Consider the following 16,904-nt stretch of genomic DNA (forward strand, 5'->3'; position numbering starts at 1 on the left):
ACTTTGCTACTCGCGTTACTCTTCGCGGCTAAATAGTGCTTCAATGAAGTCTTTAGATTCAAATGGACGCAGGTCATCAATACCTTCACCCACACCAATGTAGCGGATTGGAATCTGGAACTGGTCAGCAATTGAGAAAATTACACCACCTTTCGCCGTACCATCTAGCTTAGTCAGTGTAATACCCGTAACTGGAGCCACTTCACTGAACAACTTCGCTTGGCTGATAGCGTTCTGACCTGTACCTGCATCGAGCGTTAGCATGATTTCGTGTGGCGCAGAGTCATCAATCTTCTTCATTACACGAACGATCTTGCGTAGCTCTTCCATCAGGTTGCTCTTGTTCTGCAAACGACCGGCTGTATCAGCAATCACAACATCAACACCACGAGCCTTCGCTGCTTCAATCGCATCGTAGATAACAGACGCACTGTCCGCACCAGTGTGTTGAGCGATAACTGGCACATCGTTACGCTGACCCCAAACCTGAAGCTGTTCAACGGCTGCAGCACGGAAGGTATCACCCGCTGCTAGCATCACTTTCTTGCCTTCATTTTGGAATTGTTTCGCCAGCTTACCGATCGTAGTTGTCTTACCTACACCGTTCACACCCACCATTAAGATAACGTAAGGTGTTTTAGTGGTATCAACAACCAGTGGCTGTTCCACTTGGCTTAAGATGTCTGCCATCTCTTCTTTGAGCAGACCATAAAGCGCTTCACCGTCTTTTAGGTCATTGCGAGATGCTTTTTCTGTCAGGTTTTCAATGATCTTAACCGTGGTATTCATACCCACGTCAGCAATCAGAAGTTGCTCTTCTAGCTCTTCAAACAGGTCTTCATCGATTTGCTTGCCTTTGAACAGACCAAAGAAACCAGCACCGATGTTTGCTTTAGTGCGGCTTAGGCTGCGCTTAAGACGAGCAAAGAAGCTTTCTGTCGGCTTCTCTTGTACTTCTTCAACCTTAGCTTGAGGAACTGCCACTTCTTCCTGTTCTGCTTCTGCTTCTGCTTCTGCTTCTGCTTCTGCTTCTGCTGCGACAGGTTGCTGCTCTTGTTGAGCTTCTTCAAGCGCTTGCTCAGATTCAGTTGGCTTAACTTGTTCAGCTTCAGGCGCGACCTGTTCAGCCTCAACTTGTGATTCAACTTCAGTTTGATCTTCAACGCTTTCTACGTTCGCTTCATTCTGAGTTTTTGGGCTTTGTTCTTCTTCACCAAAACCAAGCCACGATAATAATCCGCGCTTCTTTTTTTCCGTCATCAGAGGAGTTTCCTAGATCTACTAATTAGCTGTATTGACTTAATACACGTCGACTCTTTGCTATTGTTATACAATACAAGCTTGTACAAACGAATAGTAAAGAAAAATGACAAAGCAGTGATAAGTTTGCTTTTAGCTTGATACACTTTGTCATTGCAAATTTATTTAATACACGAACCCACTTAAATTGGGCTCGGTATAGTATCACTTTATTAGCGGTCAAAAAATCTATGGTAAGACGTCGCCAGCAAAACACATCACAAAAAAAGCCATCCGGAGGCTTTGTTCGAATTATTAGTGGCTCATGGAGAGGTAGAAAGCTGCCTGTTCATGATTTAGAAGGATTACGCCCAACCATTGACCGAGTAAAAGAAACACTCTTTAACTGGGTGGCTCAAGATATCCCACATTCAACTTGCTTGGATGTATTTGCCGGTTCTGGCGGTCTAGGTTTTGAAGCAGCTTCTCGCCAAGCCAAAATGGTGACACTGCTCGAAATGAATCAAAAGGCGGCTAAACAGCTTTCTGATAACGCGAAAGAGCTCAAGGCAGACAACATTAATGTCGTGAATACTGATGCTATCTCTTTCCTTAAGAAACCGGGCACGCCTTACGATATGGTTTTCCTTGATCCACCATTTCGTCAAGGCTTACTGGCAGAAACAGTACAACTGCTTGAGAGTAACGGTTGGCTTGCAGACAATGCCATCATTTACGTCGAGACAGAGAAAGAACTGAAACTCGAAGCTATGCCAGAGAACTGGGAATTGCATCGCGACAAGACCACCGGACAGTCAAGCTACCGACTGTTCAATCGAATCACTGAAGAATAGGAGTTATTGAATGAAGTTCTTGCTTCCACTAGCAAAAGCAGCCATCGCCTTTGTTTGGTTTATCTTAATCGTAAATATTTTCTACCCGTTTCCGGGTAATGCTGCGATTGCGCTTTATATCATGACCGCATTCTTGTTCTTCATGCACGGCCTGCAGATGCTGATTTTCATCGGTGCATTCGGCGATAAGATCGAGATGTCACGTTGGGAGAAGTGGTCAATATTGATTTTCGGTGTCTTCGCCTTACTCGATATCCGACGCAAACACATGATGTAATCGAGCTTAAGCCCAGATATAAAACGCTTAGCTACAGAAAACATCATGACAGAAACAGTAGAGACAAAAACGCCGCTCATTTAAGCGGCGTTTTTTTATTCAGCAATGATATTGATGTTAGCCCATGTAGCCTTTCACACCATCGAGGAACATTTGCGTCGACAGCATAACCAACAACAAGCCCATCAAGCGTTCGATGGCTTTAAGCCCTCTCTCTCCCAGCACTCGCAGGAAGAAGCCATTAAACATCAGAATAAAGAAGGTAGCACCCCAAGCCAGCATCACTGCGCCTGAAAGCTCTAACATATTGTCAGGGTGCTGTGTCGACAACAGAATCAATGCCGCAATCACTGAAGGGCCAGCAATCATTGGGATCGCCATCGGCACAATAAACGGTTCTTCACCCGCCGCGAGGCCAGTAATACTACCCGCACTTGGGAAAATCATCTTAATCGCGATGATGAATAGAATAATACCGCCAGAGATACTCAAGGTTTCAGGCTGCACGTGCAGGAAGTTCATGATGCTTTGACCAGCAAACAAGAACAACAGCAGGATAACCAGCGCAAACATCAGTTCACGAACAAGAACAATACGGCGACGCTTCGGATCAATATGCTTAAGGATAGAGAGCACGATTGGTAGATTGCCAAGCGGGTCCATAATAAGAAACAGCATGGTTGCTGCAGATAAAATTTCCATAAGTTTGTCTCGAAAAGCGTAAGTGCGCGGAGTATAGCAGCCTCAACATTGATTTTCGAACGCAGTAATAAAAGGATTAACTTATGTAATTAGAAGGGAATTTTGCGAGAGCAAATAGAAAGGAAAAAGGAAAAAGAGAATTTAAAGAGTGAAGCCGAAACGTCGCATCCACTCTTCTTATCGATAAAAGCCAAAAGGCTCTAAAAACCAAATCTCTGGGAATTAGTGGTTACACACACGTTCGCGATTAGTGCAAAGCTTGTCATCGACAACGACAACCTTTTCCATCTTCAAGAAAAACTTCAACAGGCTATCTAAATCCAGACCATTGAGCTTACAAGTATGGAAGCGAGCTTCTTCGCCATAGGTTTGAGCAAGCGCTAATGTTAGCTCTTCGCGAGTCAGTGGCTTTTCACTAAGCAGGTTTAAAACGTTGTGTGCGTGAATTTCAGTCGTCATAACTCAATCTCATGTTTAATGAATTACACGTAGAGTACCGAGTTTTAGCAACGCCGTTTTGATGTAGCTCAGGCTTGAGAGAGCTCTACCCTAAATAGTAATCGATGCGACGATGAATGCGTGTGCGAGAAAGTAACTGCCCGTTACCCAAAAGTAAGCGCCCTTGATTGGGCTGCGGTAACTGTTTAGCGCATAAGCTAAGGCCGAAAGGAGCAGCACGCTACAGCCAGCAAAACCGACCGCGTGTGATAACTGAGGATCCAGCAGCCAAACCTCACCAGAAGCCCATGCTAACTGAATAAGCACAATGCCCATGATGACCACGGGAAAAACGAGTTTGTCTAAGCGTGGCAGCAGTAAAAAGAAAGCAACAACGCAAGCTGCCAATAACAGCGCGAACAACCACCAAACCATTTCACCTGATAGCTGTAACCAAAAAGCTTTGCTGTAACAGAGTTGAGCCAATAAGAAGCAGACAAAATGCAGAGGGCGTTTTTGAGTGAGAGTATGAAGCACATCTGCGATCGCAGAGATAGCCAACCCCGCAACTATCCAATAGGTAAAGTCAGCCACAACCGACTGAGTTAAAGCAATTGTCGCTAATAATACAAAGGTAAATACCTTATACGATAAGGCCTGACCGATATGTCCATGTTTCGTTCCTGCTATTGCTCCGATACCAGATAAGGAAACCGCTAACCAACTCCACATACCACTTGCCCTATTGCTTTAAATCGTCGCCAGTCTAGGCACACGAGTGTTGATGTAAAGCCTCAGCCCCTCAAAATTGGATCTTGATTACGCTTCCACTAAAAAGAGTCTCTTTAGATTGAAGTCGTAACAATTACCACCATGACAATGGCCATTCGTTTAAAACTAGAACGAATCATCATAAAACCCATTCAAACTGGCATTAGAGTCGCCATACTTGAATTTTGGCCAATTCTAACCTATCGACCCCACCAAAACCGGCCTAATTCCGTAAAATACCACACTTAAAAAATTAAAATAACCACATTTAAAGTAAATAATAACAATAACTTAAATAAACAAACTCAAGATTAATAGGAAAATAAAAACGCCAACCAAGCCTAGACTTGTAAAGTAGCCAGTTTTCTTTTTTAACGCCCAGTTTTGTCAAGTTATTTCAAGCCTCCGGTAAAAATCGCCACAAAAACCAAGCCGAAAACTTAAAAAACCAACCAAAACCAACCTAGCCACCACCAACCTCTATTAATACAGTTTAACAACCTTTAACAATATAAATTACACAAAACAACCATTACAAAACAACAAGTTAAATCAAATTAGAACAAACATAAATCACAACGAACAAATTAAGAACACACCATAAAACACAGTTAAACACTGCCAAACAAGCCAAAAACTCATAGTTTTCTACTACTTTTAAAGCTTTCGAAAGTAATTCTTGATCTAAGGCCATAAGTAGTGCTATTCTTTAAAACATAGCGAGAGACAACCAAATTTAGGAGTAGTGTTATGATTTCATCTTCGCAAAGACAAGGACTTGTAATGATCGCGGTAGTTGTAGGTCTAATGACACTACCGATGATGTACTAAGCAAGTTACAGATAAAAAAAGGGACGCCATGAGCGTCCCTTTTTTTGTTCAATTTTTTCACTTCGAAAACAGATGCAGTGTTAGCACATCCCAGTTCGCATAATAGAAACCTGCGGCAGCTAAAGTCATTGCCATCATCAGTAAGATCGCAACTCGCCAGATAAAACGACCACTACGTGGAGTCAGCTCCTTCTCACAGTCGTTACACATCATGATGAACTTATGTTGGTCTTCCAACTTAGCCTCATGTTCATTGACTACCTTATTACGACACGTTGCGATATAGCGCAGCTTGCTCACCATATCGTGCGGTAGCCTTTCTTCACAGCTTGTTACAAGCTCATGCAATCCTTCGCCTTCGGCATGATATTGAAGCCTCAATAATTTCTCTATATTGCGAGTTCTTGTCACCACTTTTTCAATATCGGTCATCTTAGCCCTCCCACTCCACACTATAATTCTAGTCGAGCATTTCCCTATTCTTATACAAAATCACTGTTATTTACGAGAGAAAGAGACAATAAATAACAATGCTTTATCCCAAACTGACCATTAAATGTGATGTCTGCCGAAAAATAATCAGCTTGGCTTACAACAGTTCACGAATAACGGCTTTAAACACATATCCCTATTGCCTGAAAGACTAGAATAACCATCACGACTACATGGAGGTTATATGCCTAATTCACTCTTTTTTGCCATCTTTGCTCTCGCTGCTCTAGCGGCTTGGGTATTTATTGGTTTCTATCGAAAACACTCGCAAGGTGAAAATGCGCCAGAGAAGAAAGTGAATGTCACGGTGTTAGACAAACAATCGATCGACCTTCCTGACGCAGAACCGGGCCAAGAAGATCAAGAGTACTGGATTTACGTTCAACGTGGTGTGGTTGGTCCGAAGCGAGAATTCCAAGTCGGCATCCACTATTTCCACGCCCTTAACCCTGGCGACAAAGGAACCTTAACCTACCAAGGCGATAAGTTCTTACACTTTGCGTTGAAGCGCTAAACGTCAGCCGCTTCAACTGTCGTCCCTAAGCAATCCATCAGAAAGCCTTAGCAATCACCGCTAAGGCAATAACCAACGCGTTTTCTCTGACTTAGACACCAACCAGCTCATCCATAATGCGCCAGCTCCGCTGATCACAATCCATAATGGAATAACCCATGCCGGATGTCCTTGGTACCAACCAAACTCTTTCATCGGCCACAAGAAAATCGGGTGCAGCAGGTAAATACCTAAGCTGTGCTTACTGATAAAGCCAACCACTTGGTTACTCTTCTCAGACAGGCCTTCACCATAGTAACGGCATACCATGAACACCATGCTCGCGGCTAATACGGTATTCAACGTTTTGTAAGATAGCCAGCGCCCTACCGTGTACTCTTCTGCTACCAAGCTTGCATCAACCACCATGTAAACCGTGGTTAGTAACGCTAGCCCACCCAGTAACACACTCACGCCAACGGTCATCTTGTTAAGTGGCACAATCTTATACAGCAAGTAACCCAATGGTAAGTAACCGGTGTACAACCACAATTCGTGACTCCAAGGGCCATCGATTTTCAGTAAGAACAGCAATGTTGTGAACAACCATACCGCCGTAAAGGCATAGACCGATCTATCACCGTACTTTCTAACCATGATCTGCAAGAACGGAATCACAAAATAGAGTGGGATGAAGTAATAGAAGAAACCAAGGTGGTAATAGGTGTAATGATGGTAGCTATTAAGCAACACGTCCCAACTGACGTCGGCATCAAAGCCCATTGCCGACCAGCCCGACAGATAGGTATAGAAAAGCGACCAGACAATGAAAGGTATCAGTACCTTGCCCAAACGACGCTTGAGGTAGTATTTGGCGTCAAACGGGCGCTGATCACTGAGCATCAGTGCGCCAGTAATCAAAATGAACACAGGTACTGCCCAGCGGCTGAAACCGTTTACCGTAATGGCAGTAAGCCATTCACCGAAAGGAATAGTGCCCAACTCATTGCGATAAGGCGCCAAAACATGAATCGCGATAACCGCTACGGCCGCGACACATCGTGCTAAATCAAAAAAGAGAATTCGCTGCTTCATGTAAATGCCTGATTAATATTCAATCATTCTACTATAGCAATAAAAAAGCTGACCGGAATAAATACCAAGTCAGCTTAGTGTTAAAGGAGATACTTATCGCGAATTTAGCTCATACGACTCTAGCTTCTGCGACTTGAGCTCTCACAAATGAGGCTCATGTGGCTGAAGCTTATGCCGCTGAAATTTGCGGCACTTTCGGTAAACGCAGAGAGATCACCGTCGTTATCGCCAAGAATGCGAAGGAAACCCACAGACACGCAGACAAACCTGCCATTTGGAATACCAAGCCCGACAATATCGTGCCAATCAAACGGCCCATCGCGTTTGCCATGTAGTAGAAACCGACATCAAGAGAAACGCCATCGCCTTTCGCATAACTCACAATCAAATATGAGTGAAGTGATGAGTTCACCGCAAAGATAACACCAAACACCATCAAGCCACCGATAATAACTAACTCGGGTTGCCAGCCAATCTGTACCGCATAAGCGATAGCAGCGGTCACTATAGCCAGCGCACCAGCCCATAACAGCGCGGCATGGCCATCTGGCACCTTACCTTGAGCTTTACCAGTAATCTTCGGCGCTATGCCCTGTACAAAGCCATAAGCGATAGTCCAAGCAGCTAAGAAACCGCCAACCCATGAGTGATCCCAACCAAACACACTGCCTAGGTAAATCGGCAAAGCAATCACAAACCACACATCACGAGCGCCAAACAGGAACATACGTGCTGCGGATAGGATGTTGATGGATTCAGACTTAGAGAAGATCTGTTTGAACTTAGGCTTGGTTTTCGCTTTGCCCATGTCCGCTTCTAAGCTCAACACACTGCCAACGAAGACCAATGCCAACACGGCTGCCATCGCGAGCACGGCGTATTGGAAGCCAATCGTTGAAAGCAGTAAACCACCAATAAAGAAGCCTGCCCCTTTAAGCGCATTCTTAGATCCGGTCAGAATCGCAATCCACTTATAAAGCGCGCCTTGTTGTTCATCAGGAACCAGAGTCTTAATTGAGCTCTTGGCACTCATCTTATTGAGGTCTTTAGCGATACCAGACAAGGCTTGCGCCGCCATGACCCAAGGAATGGTCAGCATTGCCGTTGGCACCGCGAGCATACCCAAGGCGACGACTTGCATGCCTAACCCAATGTTCATGGTCTTATTGAGGCCAAGACGCGCCCCTAACCAGCCACCGATTAGGTTAGTCAACACACCAAAGAATTCATAGAAAAGGAACAGTGAGGCGATTTCTAACGAACTGTAGCCAAGGTCGTAAAAATACAGAACCACCAACATGCGAAGTGCACCATCAGTAATGGTGAAGTTCCAGTAGTTAAAAGTCACCAACATGTATTGGCGAACGCTCTTACTTAGATTTGAAAACATAACGCTATCTCTGCAATCTAAACAAAAAGAGCTTTTGGATCATGATAAGTTCAACACTCCAGATACCAAAAGCTCCCTGTCTAACACTGATGACTATTAGCTATTCGCTACGCCATTAATGTATTCAACCTGGATAGGTTTAGTGAAGGCACCTGGACGCAGTGCCTGCACCTCTTGAACTACCTTGCTCAAATCCCAGCCTTTTTCTAACAGTAGGTGAGCTGCGAACAAACCAGTGCGACCAGAGCCGCCCATACAATGCATTGCAACCTTGCCGCCGTTATCGACGATGTTATGTAGCTCAGGGCTAGCTGCTTGCCACTTCGCAGCAAAACCAGCACCCGGTGCACAGTCGTCTTCAATTTCGATCTGGAACCATTGCATACCTAACGCACGTGTTTTTTCACCAAGTGCCGCCACGTCTTTGCTTGCAAGCTCATGGTCATCAAGTGCTGTCACGATAGCTTCAACGCCTTGCTCTTTTAGCTGAGCCAGTGATGCATCAAGCGTTGCTTCTTTTGTGCCTGGGCACGGAGTAAGCACTAGCGCACCTTGCTCTAGGTCTAGTTGCCATGTTGGATGTATCATTATATCTTCTCCAGATTCTTATTAAGCAAGGCCAACGGTATGAACAAGCTCAGCGGTACGTGTTGCGTAACCCATCTCATTGTCGTACCAAGCGTAGATCTTAACCATGCGCTTACCGACCAACATCGTTGATAGTGCATCCACGATTGTTGAGCGTTGGTCGCCTTTGTAATCGATAGAAACCAGTGGACGCTCTTCAAAGCCAAGAATACCTTTTAGTTCATTCTGAGACGCTTCTTTCAGCATCGCGTTAACTTCTTCTGCCGTGGTGTCTTGCTTCACTTCGAAGATGATGTCTGTCAGAGAAGCGTTCGCTAGCGGTACACGAACTGCGTGGCCGTTGATGCGGTTTTCTAGCTCAGGGAAGATCTCAACAATCGCTTTGGCGCTGCCCGTCGTTGTTGGGATAAGACTCATGCCACATGCACGTGCGCGGCGTAAGTCTTTGTGCGGCGCATCAAGAATAGTTTGCGTGTTAGTTAAATCGTGAATAGTGGTGAAGGCTGCGTTCTCGATACCAAGCTTCTCGTTGATCACCTTAACCACTGGCGCGATACAGTTCGTTGTACAAGACGCTGCCGTTACGATTTTGTGTACCGCAGGGTCGAAGATATTGTCATTCACACCAACAACGATGTTTGCGATGCCTTCTTCTTTCACTGGCGCCGATACCACAACACGTTTCACGCCCTGCTCTAGGTATTTGTTTAGGAAAGAGGTCTTACGGTGAACACCTGTCGCTTCGATAACCACATCACAACCAGACCAGTCGATCGCATCGATGTCGCGCTCTTGTGTGGTCTTGATGCGCTGGCCATTAATGATCATCTCATCGCCTTCTGCAGTTACTTCGTGGTGAAAGCGACCTTGAACTGAATCAAATTCTAGAAGGTGGGCCAGTGTTGTTGTGTCGCCAGCAACATCGTTAATTTGAACAAATTCTAGCTCATCCCAATCGAATGCTGCGCGAAGTGCTAGACGGCCGATACGACCAAAACCATTAATACCTACTTTGACTGTCATTTTCTGTTCTCTCAGTTAATTGCCTTCATATTTGAAGCCGCAGCGTTGTTGACTACGTTCACTTACCGGAGCGCCGGCCGCCCTAATTACATAGAGCCACTATGCTCATAGGGATAAGTTCACTTGTCGCCTAGCTGCAACTACAACTATTTCGGCATTAAGTTTTAATGTATTTAAACGCAACATACTGGGCGTGAGTTCATCGACTCTAAGCGCTCAATATCTTGCTGGTATTCAGTTTTCAAACAGTTCGATGCAATAAGGTCGTCAATTAACTTTAGCATCCAACCTGGTAAATCTTGTGACAGGCGGTAAAACACCCACTGCCCCTGGCGAACATCAATCAAAACACCGTTTGAACGCAGCTGCGCAAGATGGCGTGAAACCTTTGGCTGACTTTCTTGCAATGCCTGAGTCAACTCACCAACCGATAAGCACTCATTGCGAACTATCAACATTAAGCAACGCACTCGCGTTTCATCGGACAGTAATTTAAAAAATTGGTGAGGAAGCATAAAAACATACTCATATATGGATATGCACATATCTTAGATATAAAAAAACGCACGTCAAGGCGTGCGTTTCAATTGTCATAAAAGTTTAATAAAGCAACACTACAGCTTGTTGGTCACTGTGTGACTCCAGCGACGCGCTTCTGTAAGTTCAGTTTTCACCTGATCCACGCTAAGCCCTAAATCAGCGCAGTGCTCATCAATCTGTTGCCAATCGGCATGCTCAAAGCTCTCTTCAAGTGCGAGCAAGGTACCGTAAGGCCCTTCTCTACGTAATAGAGCAACCTTGATACTTTTACACAGCGGCAACTGCTCGACTAAGTTCTCTAACGACAAGTCCAACAGAGCACCCAACAAGGAGAATAAGCCAATCATAAAGGCCTGTTCTCTATACCCTTCAAATGCCTGATAGCGAGACATACGCTGACAAAACTGAGCACGCTGTAGGGACAATCCATACAGCTCTTTCGGCTTTTTATCAGAGACATAAGAGGCGACGGCTAACGACACAAACATTTTCAGTTTCTCTTGACCTAGATACACCAAAGCCTGACGAAAAGAAGAGATGGTCACTTCAAGGCGCGGCGACATAGTATTCACAAAACGCAGCAGCTTATATGAGAGCGCCACATCTTTCGCGACAATGCTCTCCACCCGTTGAAAGTCCACATCGGGCTTACACACTTCTTGAAACAGCTCCATAGCAATCACTTGCTCAGGGCTAATGTATTTACTCTTGATGATTTCCGGTTTATTGAAAAAGTAACCTTGGAAAAACTTAAAGCCAGCCTCTTTGGCTTGCTGGAATTCTTGTTCGGTCTCAACGCGCTCCGCCAAAAAGCTAAACTTTTTCCCTTGATGCGCCCTAACCAAATCACACGCTTCATCCAAACCCATCTGCATAATATCGAGCTTTACGATATGCGTGTATTTAAGGAAACGTTCCCATTCTGGGGTCGAAGTAAAATCATCTAGGGCAATCATGTAACCCGCTTGGTAAAGGTCTTTAACCGCTTCCAACAATTCATCTGTTGGTTTACAGGTTTCCAGAATCTCTACCACCACCTTATCTTTCGGCAAACTTAAGGGCAGTCGACGAATCAAACTTTGATAAGGGAAGTTGATAAAGCAGCGTGAAGATGGAATAGAAGGGTTAAGACCAACAGACAAGAAGTTCTCAACAATCAGACGATACGTTGCTCGATTAGACTCAATATGCGCTGGGTACGCATTCTTTTCTCCATCGCGAAATAACAACTCATAGCCGAGTGTATTCCTCTTGCGATTTAAGATAGGTTGTCGAGCAACGTATGTAGCGGTCATTTCTTGATAACTCTGATTGGTTTAACTATAACTCAGTCGCTTAATCTAAGCTTTCGCGGCAGCTAGCAAAGCACCGCAGCCCATGAACATACCACCAAATATTTTATTTATCTTACCCATTATGCGATCAGAGCGAATAAAACGTCCCATTTGTGACGCTAATGAGGTGTAACCCAACATAACAACGCTATCAATGAATACTGTCGTCACACCTAGCACTAATAACTGAGGTGCTTGAGGTTGTGTAGGGTCAATAAACTGAGGAAACAAAGCCACCAAAAACACGATTGATTTCGGGTTAGTTAGGTTGATAAGCACAGCGTTTCTCAGCAGTTTGCCACTCGACAGAGTAGAGCTTTCTTCAGATGCTACTAGGCTCGAGCTATCACGCCACTTTTGAATACCTAACCAAAGTAAGTACACCACGCCGACCCACTTAATGATGGTGAACGCCAACGCAGACTTAGCAACGAGTGCACCGATACCCGCGCCCACCAGCATAATGTGAAACGCAAGACCAAGCTGTAAGCCAACAATTGATGCGAGTGACTTTTTAGTGCCATAGCTAAGCCCATTACTGATTGAGTTAACGGTACCCGAGCCCGGAGCCAAGCTAAACAAAATCGCTGTGACAACATAAGCAAGCCAAACATGAGTATCCATTTGCATTTCCTTACTAGTTCTTTAATCTAACAACATTAGTAGCAATAAAGCTCTCACACGCATCAGTTCAGGTAATTTCCCATGGAAAACCACAGCGAAGCCACCTTCCCTTACACTCAAGAACCTCAGTTCGATCATGCGATTAAACACCCGATCAACGCTCTTTGGCAACAAAGAAAAGAGGGGTTTTTAACATCGTCTGGTAAAAAGAAACTGTACTGGTGCAGCCTCACCTCAGAAAAGCACAGCAAAGCTATTGTGATTTCAAATGGCCGTATCGAATGCTGCCAAAAATACCAAGAAATCTTTTATGATTTTTATCAACAAGGCTATGACGTTTATTCATTTGACCACCAAGGTCAAGGCCAGTCTGAACGTATGGTAACAGACTCTGACATTGGTCACATTCATGAGTTTGATGATTATGCATCTGACATGTCTGACGTCATTGCCAGTTTTGATCTCAGTAAGTATTCCAATCGCTACCTGCTCGCACACTCAATGGGCAGCACCATAGCCACTCGCTACCTACAAACCCATCCAGACCACCCGTTTGATAAGGTGACTCTGTGCGCTCCGATGTTTGGTATCAATACCGAGTGGTACCTGAAACCTATCGCGATGATCGTTGGACAAGTGCTTACCGCTTTTTATGCCAAGCCAACTTACGCGCCGGGCCAGCAAGCATATTATTCGAAGCCTTTTGAAAACAACTTACTGAGCCACAGTAAGGTTCGCTATCAGTGGTTCCGTCGCTTATATGACGAGTCTCCATCTTTGCAGGTGGGTGGACCAAGCACGCGTTGGGTGTGGCAAGGGTTAATGGCCGCCAAGCAAGCAATTCAACAAACTCGTCAAATCAAGATCCCTCTGCTATTGATTCAAGCTGGGGATGAAAAGATTGTCAGTAACAGTGCTCAAGTAAAGTTCATCTCTAAGCTGAAGAAAACCAACTCTGATTGTCAGTTTAAGTTGATTGAGGGTTCTAGGCATGAGGTGTTGTTTGAGCAGGATGAATATCGCAATCAAACACTGGATGCGATCAATCAGTTTTTCGCCTAGAGCTAATAGGCTAAGCAACCTACCAAGAAAATAAGCGCTAAAGAGGAAGAGAAGTAAGTGAGCTTTGCCCTCTTTTCTTGCATGAATTTGGCATACAATTTCTACCTAGAGATATTGTAGTTAAAACGATTCTAGCGCTGGCTAGCGTCAATATTGGTTAAGCATTTTGCAATGAGGGTTAAATGAGTATTTCTGCACTAAAAGATTCCGTGAAAATTGTTGCTTCTGATTTAGATGGTACGCTTTTGGCTCCCAACCATCAGCTAAGCGACTTTACCAAGCTAACGCTTAAGAAATTACACGACCAAGGTTATACCTTCATCTTCGCAACGGGTCGTCACCACGTCGATGTAGCTGGGATTCGTCAAATCGCAGGGATTCCGGCGTACATGATCACTTCAAACGGTGCTCGCGTACACGACCAGAATTATCAGCTAATGTATAGCCAAAACGTACCTCAAGAGCTCGTTCAACCGGTTATTGATATTGTGCGCCAAGATCCAAACCTCTTTATTCACATGTACCAGAATGAAGATTGGTTACTAGACCGTGAAGATGAAATGTTGGCTAAATTCCACAGTGAGTCTGGCTTTAGCTACAAGCGCTTTGAAGCTGAAAACGCACCAAGCGAAGGCATCGCGAAAGTCTTCTTCACACATCCAGAACAAGACCACGAATATCTCGTCACGTTTGAACAAAAGCTAAGAGATGCTTTTGGCGACAAACTGAACATCGCCTTCTCTACACCTTGGTGTCTGGAAGTGATGGCAGCTGAAGTCTCTAAAGGCCACGCTCTAGACGCTGTTGCAAAATCACTAAACCTGACTCTGGATAACTGTGTTGCCTTTGGTGATGGCATGAACGACGCTGAAATGCTGGCTATGGCGGGTAAAGGTCTAATCATGGGTACATCACATGAGAAAGTGATGAAAGCACTACCTGACAATGAAGTGATTGGCAGTAACGCAGACGATGCCGTTGCTCACTACCTAGAAAAGCATCTGCTCTAATCTCGCTCGTTGAACAGATCTGAATAAATAAAAAGGCAGCCAACTGGCTGCCTTTTTTGAACCTTACGTAAAAAGCTCTCTCTAACGCTATCGAGAACCTAACACTTCTTTGCTTAAGATTGCCTGCCACTCTTGTTCGGTAACCGGCATGATCGATAAGCGATTACCGCGTTTCACCAAGGGCATTTCGGAGAGTTCAGGCATGGCTTTAAGCGTAACCAAAGGAATCAAGCGCTCAGTCACTCGCACAAACTCGACATCCACCATGATCCAGCGTGGGTTATCGGGTGAAGACTTAGGATCGTAGTAATCACTCTCAGGGTCGAACTGAAAGTGGTCTGGGTAGGCTTCTCTGGTTACTTTAGCGATCCCCGCTACGCCAACTTTTTTACATGATGAGTGGTATATCATCACCAGATCGCCAAGCTTGACGTCATCACGCATCATGTTTCGAGCCTGATAGTTGCGTACACCCTCCCAACAAGAGGTTTTTTGTTCTCTAAGAGTCTGAATAGAGAAGGTGTCGGGTTCTGTTTTAAATAACCAATATGCCATAATAAATCCAATTAACGGTTGCTCCGAGGAAGATATAACATGAAGGTAATGAAAAACCCAGTGACATGGCTAGTCGCGTTCGCTCTACAAGGCTGCGTTACGGCACCTGATACGCCGCAACAGCCGGAACTGCCCCCAGCAACCTTGGATGAGCCACAGAGCATTCAACCGCAAACCTTCATCATGCGTGGTCAGGTGGTGGTTGGTCACGAAAGTCGAACCTTCACTCCTTGCGGTAGCCAACAACAATACTGGTTAGACTTATCTCCAGAGTTAGCGTTAGAAGCACAAGGGCTCTCAACGAGACCTTACCAAGCCTTATATGGCGAGCTGATTGGTCACCTAACCGTGCCGAGCCAAACGGGTTATAACGCAGATTTCACAGCGCGTTTCGTGGTTGACCAAGTGAACATCCTAACCGCAGAGAACCCAGATCGCTGCGTCCAACCGCTGCGCTCAACACGAGTATTTGGTAATGAACCCTTCTGGTCAGCAACCTTCGATAAAGACCAACTGAAATACACCAAGATGGGCGAACAGCCACAGACCCTCGATATTGAATCAAGCCGCACCACATCGAGCAGCCGTGACTACCAATTAGAAGGTAAAGCTGCACAAGGCAAACTCAACCTTACGAAAGAGAGCTGTAGCGACGGCATGAGCGATTCTATCTATGGATGGCATGCCAAGCTTAACCTCAATGACAGTAACTACAATGGCTGTGCGACGGTCTCTAACCAAGATCCAACGCTGGACTGGAGCGGACTCTACTTCGCTAGCTCAACGCAAAACTCAGGGTTCTCTATCAACCTTGAACTCAACAATGACCACAGTGCTATCACGACTTATTCATACAGCAATGGAGACCCTTCTATTGTTGAACAAGGCTTCTGGCAGCAACTGAACCAAAATCAGGTACAAGTGGTTATGACTCGCCACCAGCAACAATATTTGATCTCCGAGCGCATCTTCACACTCGATAATGGCAAGCTAATCGCTGAAAAAGAGAAAGTGGGCAACGTGGTGTATCCGATTGCCAATGGCGGTCTGGTGCTATTCGAAGCTAAGAGTGCGCAAGCACAAGTAAACACCACCACTAACGTTGATCTAACCGCAAAGCAGGTGAACTCCAGCGATCAACTTGATCCAAAAGTCGACCAAGCGATCCGCGAATACTTTAAGATCAACAACAGCTCACCTGACGACACTAAATACCGCTGGTTAACCTACGACCTCAACGGCGACGGTAAAGAAGAGCTGTTCGCCCAACTCGATTGGTGTGGTTCTGGTGGCTGTACACTGCTAATTTTCGAAAACCATCAAGATAACTGGCGCTTCAATAGCCGAGTGACACTGGTTAAGGGCGACATACGCTTAGGTAAATCGCAAAACCACGGCTGGCAGGATCTGATCTTCAATGTCAGTGGCGGCGGTGCAACACCGGCGAAACACACACTTTCATACTCTGGTGTCAGCTACCCGCTAAACCCAAGTGTCGCTCCAGTTGCAGATGATGCTGATATCAGCGACGTGGTTTTGTTTGCTGATGGTATCTCACCCGCACAAAGTGGAGTTAAGTTGTAAAC

19 protein-coding genes are annotated in these 16,904 nt (G+C 45.1%); 6 read left to right on the forward strand and 13 right to left on the reverse strand.

All coding sequences use genetic code 11. The annotated features are described in order from the left end of the window. Window positions 1–15: 15 nt before the first annotated feature. On the reverse strand, window positions 16–1,260 hold the full coding sequence (gene ftsY / locus AB4133_RS14465) for a signal recognition particle-docking protein FtsY (RefSeq protein WP_102321184.1): 1,245 nt from the start codon (window positions 1,258–1,260) through the stop codon (window positions 16–18). Window positions 1,261–1,490: 230 nt separating this feature from the next. Here ftsY and rsmD point away from each other — a divergent pair, with 230 nt between their 5' ends. Next, complete coding sequence (gene rsmD / locus AB4133_RS14470; RefSeq protein WP_017066764.1) at window positions 1,491–2,093, forward strand: 16S rRNA (guanine(966)-N(2))-methyltransferase RsmD; 603 nt, start codon at window positions 1,491–1,493, stop codon at window positions 2,091–2,093. A 10-nt stretch (window positions 2,094–2,103) separates the two neighbouring features. Further along, window positions 2,104–2,370: a DUF1145 domain-containing protein gene (locus AB4133_RS14475; protein ID WP_016784000.1), complete on the forward strand. Its 267-nt coding sequence runs from the start codon at window positions 2,104–2,106 to the stop codon at window positions 2,368–2,370. Window positions 2,371–2,487: 117 nt separating this feature from the next. On the opposite strand, the gene AB4133_RS14480 is transcribed toward AB4133_RS14475, so the two are convergent. The 4 genes from AB4133_RS14480 to AB4133_RS14495 form a co-directional block, all read right to left on the reverse strand. Next, entirely contained in the window at window positions 2,488–3,072 is a 585-nt protein-coding gene (locus tag AB4133_RS14480; RefSeq protein WP_017063768.1) for a YhgN family NAAT transporter, read from the reverse strand. Between the two features lie 222 nt (window positions 3,073–3,294). Further along, on the reverse strand, window positions 3,295–3,531 hold the full coding sequence (locus AB4133_RS14485; RefSeq protein ID WP_017066763.1) for a YecH family metal-binding protein: 237 nt from the start codon (window positions 3,529–3,531) through the stop codon (window positions 3,295–3,297). Window positions 3,532–3,621: 90 nt separating this feature from the next. Then, on the reverse strand, window positions 3,622–4,242 hold the full coding sequence (locus AB4133_RS14490) for a lysoplasmalogenase (protein WP_017061033.1): 621 nt from the start codon (window positions 4,240–4,242) through the stop codon (window positions 3,622–3,624). Window positions 4,243–5,169: 927 nt separating this feature from the next. Next, entirely contained in the window at window positions 5,170–5,544 is a 375-nt protein-coding gene (locus AB4133_RS14495; protein ID WP_004736595.1) for a hypothetical protein, read from the reverse strand. Window positions 5,545–5,788: 244 nt separating this feature from the next. Between AB4133_RS14495 and AB4133_RS14500 the strand changes: the two genes are divergently transcribed. After that, the gene (locus tag AB4133_RS14500) at window positions 5,789–6,118 is read left to right on the forward strand and encodes a DUF2500 domain-containing protein (protein ID WP_017061032.1); all 330 of its coding nucleotides are present in this window, start codon (window positions 5,789–5,791) and stop codon (window positions 6,116–6,118) included. A gap of 60 nt (window positions 6,119–6,178) precedes the next feature. On the opposite strand, the gene AB4133_RS14505 is transcribed toward AB4133_RS14500, so the two are convergent. From AB4133_RS14505 to rhtB, 7 genes are all read right to left on the reverse strand, one after another. Further along, window positions 6,179–7,192 (reverse strand): acyltransferase, encoded by a 1,014-nt coding sequence (locus AB4133_RS14505; protein ID WP_017061031.1) that lies wholly within the window; start codon window positions 7,190–7,192, stop codon window positions 6,179–6,181. A gap of 169 nt (window positions 7,193–7,361) precedes the next feature. Further along, window positions 7,362–8,582: an organoarsenical effux MFS transporter ArsJ gene (gene arsJ, locus AB4133_RS14510; protein WP_372224855.1), complete on the reverse strand. Its 1,221-nt coding sequence runs from the start codon at window positions 8,580–8,582 to the stop codon at window positions 7,362–7,364. A gap of 96 nt (window positions 8,583–8,678) precedes the next feature. Further along, window positions 8,679–9,170 (reverse strand): cyclin-dependent kinase inhibitor 3 family protein, encoded by a 492-nt coding sequence (locus AB4133_RS14515; RefSeq protein ID WP_017061028.1) that lies wholly within the window; start codon window positions 9,168–9,170, stop codon window positions 8,679–8,681. 21 nt (window positions 9,171–9,191) lie between these two features. Then, window positions 9,192–10,193, reverse strand: a complete 1,002-nt coding sequence (locus tag AB4133_RS14520) for an ArsJ-associated glyceraldehyde-3-phosphate dehydrogenase (protein ID WP_372224857.1) — start codon at window positions 10,191–10,193, stop codon at window positions 9,192–9,194. A gap of 173 nt (window positions 10,194–10,366) precedes the next feature. After that, a complete protein-coding gene (locus AB4133_RS14525) occupies window positions 10,367–10,708 on the reverse strand; it encodes a metalloregulator ArsR/SmtB family transcription factor (protein ID WP_017063763.1) in 342 nt (113 codons plus the stop codon). Between the two features lie 99 nt (window positions 10,709–10,807). After that, a complete protein-coding gene (locus AB4133_RS14530; protein ID WP_136974439.1) occupies window positions 10,808–12,028 on the reverse strand; it encodes an EAL and HDOD domain-containing protein in 1,221 nt (406 codons plus the stop codon). Window positions 12,029–12,073: 45 nt separating this feature from the next. Continuing rightward, window positions 12,074–12,691, reverse strand: a complete 618-nt coding sequence (gene rhtB, locus AB4133_RS14535) for a homoserine/homoserine lactone efflux protein (RefSeq protein WP_017061024.1) — start codon at window positions 12,689–12,691, stop codon at window positions 12,074–12,076. Window positions 12,692–12,772: 81 nt separating this feature from the next. On the opposite strand from rhtB, the gene AB4133_RS14540 reads away from it, so the two are divergent. Both AB4133_RS14540 and AB4133_RS14545 read left to right on the forward strand, forming a co-directional pair. Next, window positions 12,773–13,753, forward strand: a complete 981-nt coding sequence (locus tag AB4133_RS14540) for an alpha/beta fold hydrolase (RefSeq protein ID WP_017063762.1) — start codon at window positions 12,773–12,775, stop codon at window positions 13,751–13,753. Window positions 13,754–13,935: 182 nt separating this feature from the next. After that, entirely contained in the window at window positions 13,936–14,763 is an 828-nt protein-coding gene (locus AB4133_RS14545) for a Cof-type HAD-IIB family hydrolase (protein WP_372224860.1), read from the forward strand. A gap of 87 nt (window positions 14,764–14,850) precedes the next feature. On the opposite strand, the gene AB4133_RS14550 is transcribed toward AB4133_RS14545, so the two are convergent. Further along, window positions 14,851–15,318 (reverse strand): EVE domain-containing protein, encoded by a 468-nt coding sequence (locus tag AB4133_RS14550; RefSeq protein WP_372224862.1) that lies wholly within the window; start codon window positions 15,316–15,318, stop codon window positions 14,851–14,853. Window positions 15,319–15,357: 39 nt separating this feature from the next. Between AB4133_RS14550 and AB4133_RS14555 the strand changes: the two genes are divergently transcribed. Then, entirely contained in the window at window positions 15,358–16,902 is a 1,545-nt protein-coding gene (locus tag AB4133_RS14555; RefSeq protein WP_136974434.1) for a COG3650 family protein, read from the forward strand. The last annotated feature ends 2 nt before the right edge of the window (window positions 16,903–16,904 follow it).

The organism is Vibrio sp. 10N.286.52.F8, assembly GCF_041468745.1.
Classification (GTDB): domain Bacteria; phylum Pseudomonadota; class Gammaproteobacteria; order Enterobacterales; family Vibrionaceae; genus Vibrio; species Vibrio crassostreae_C.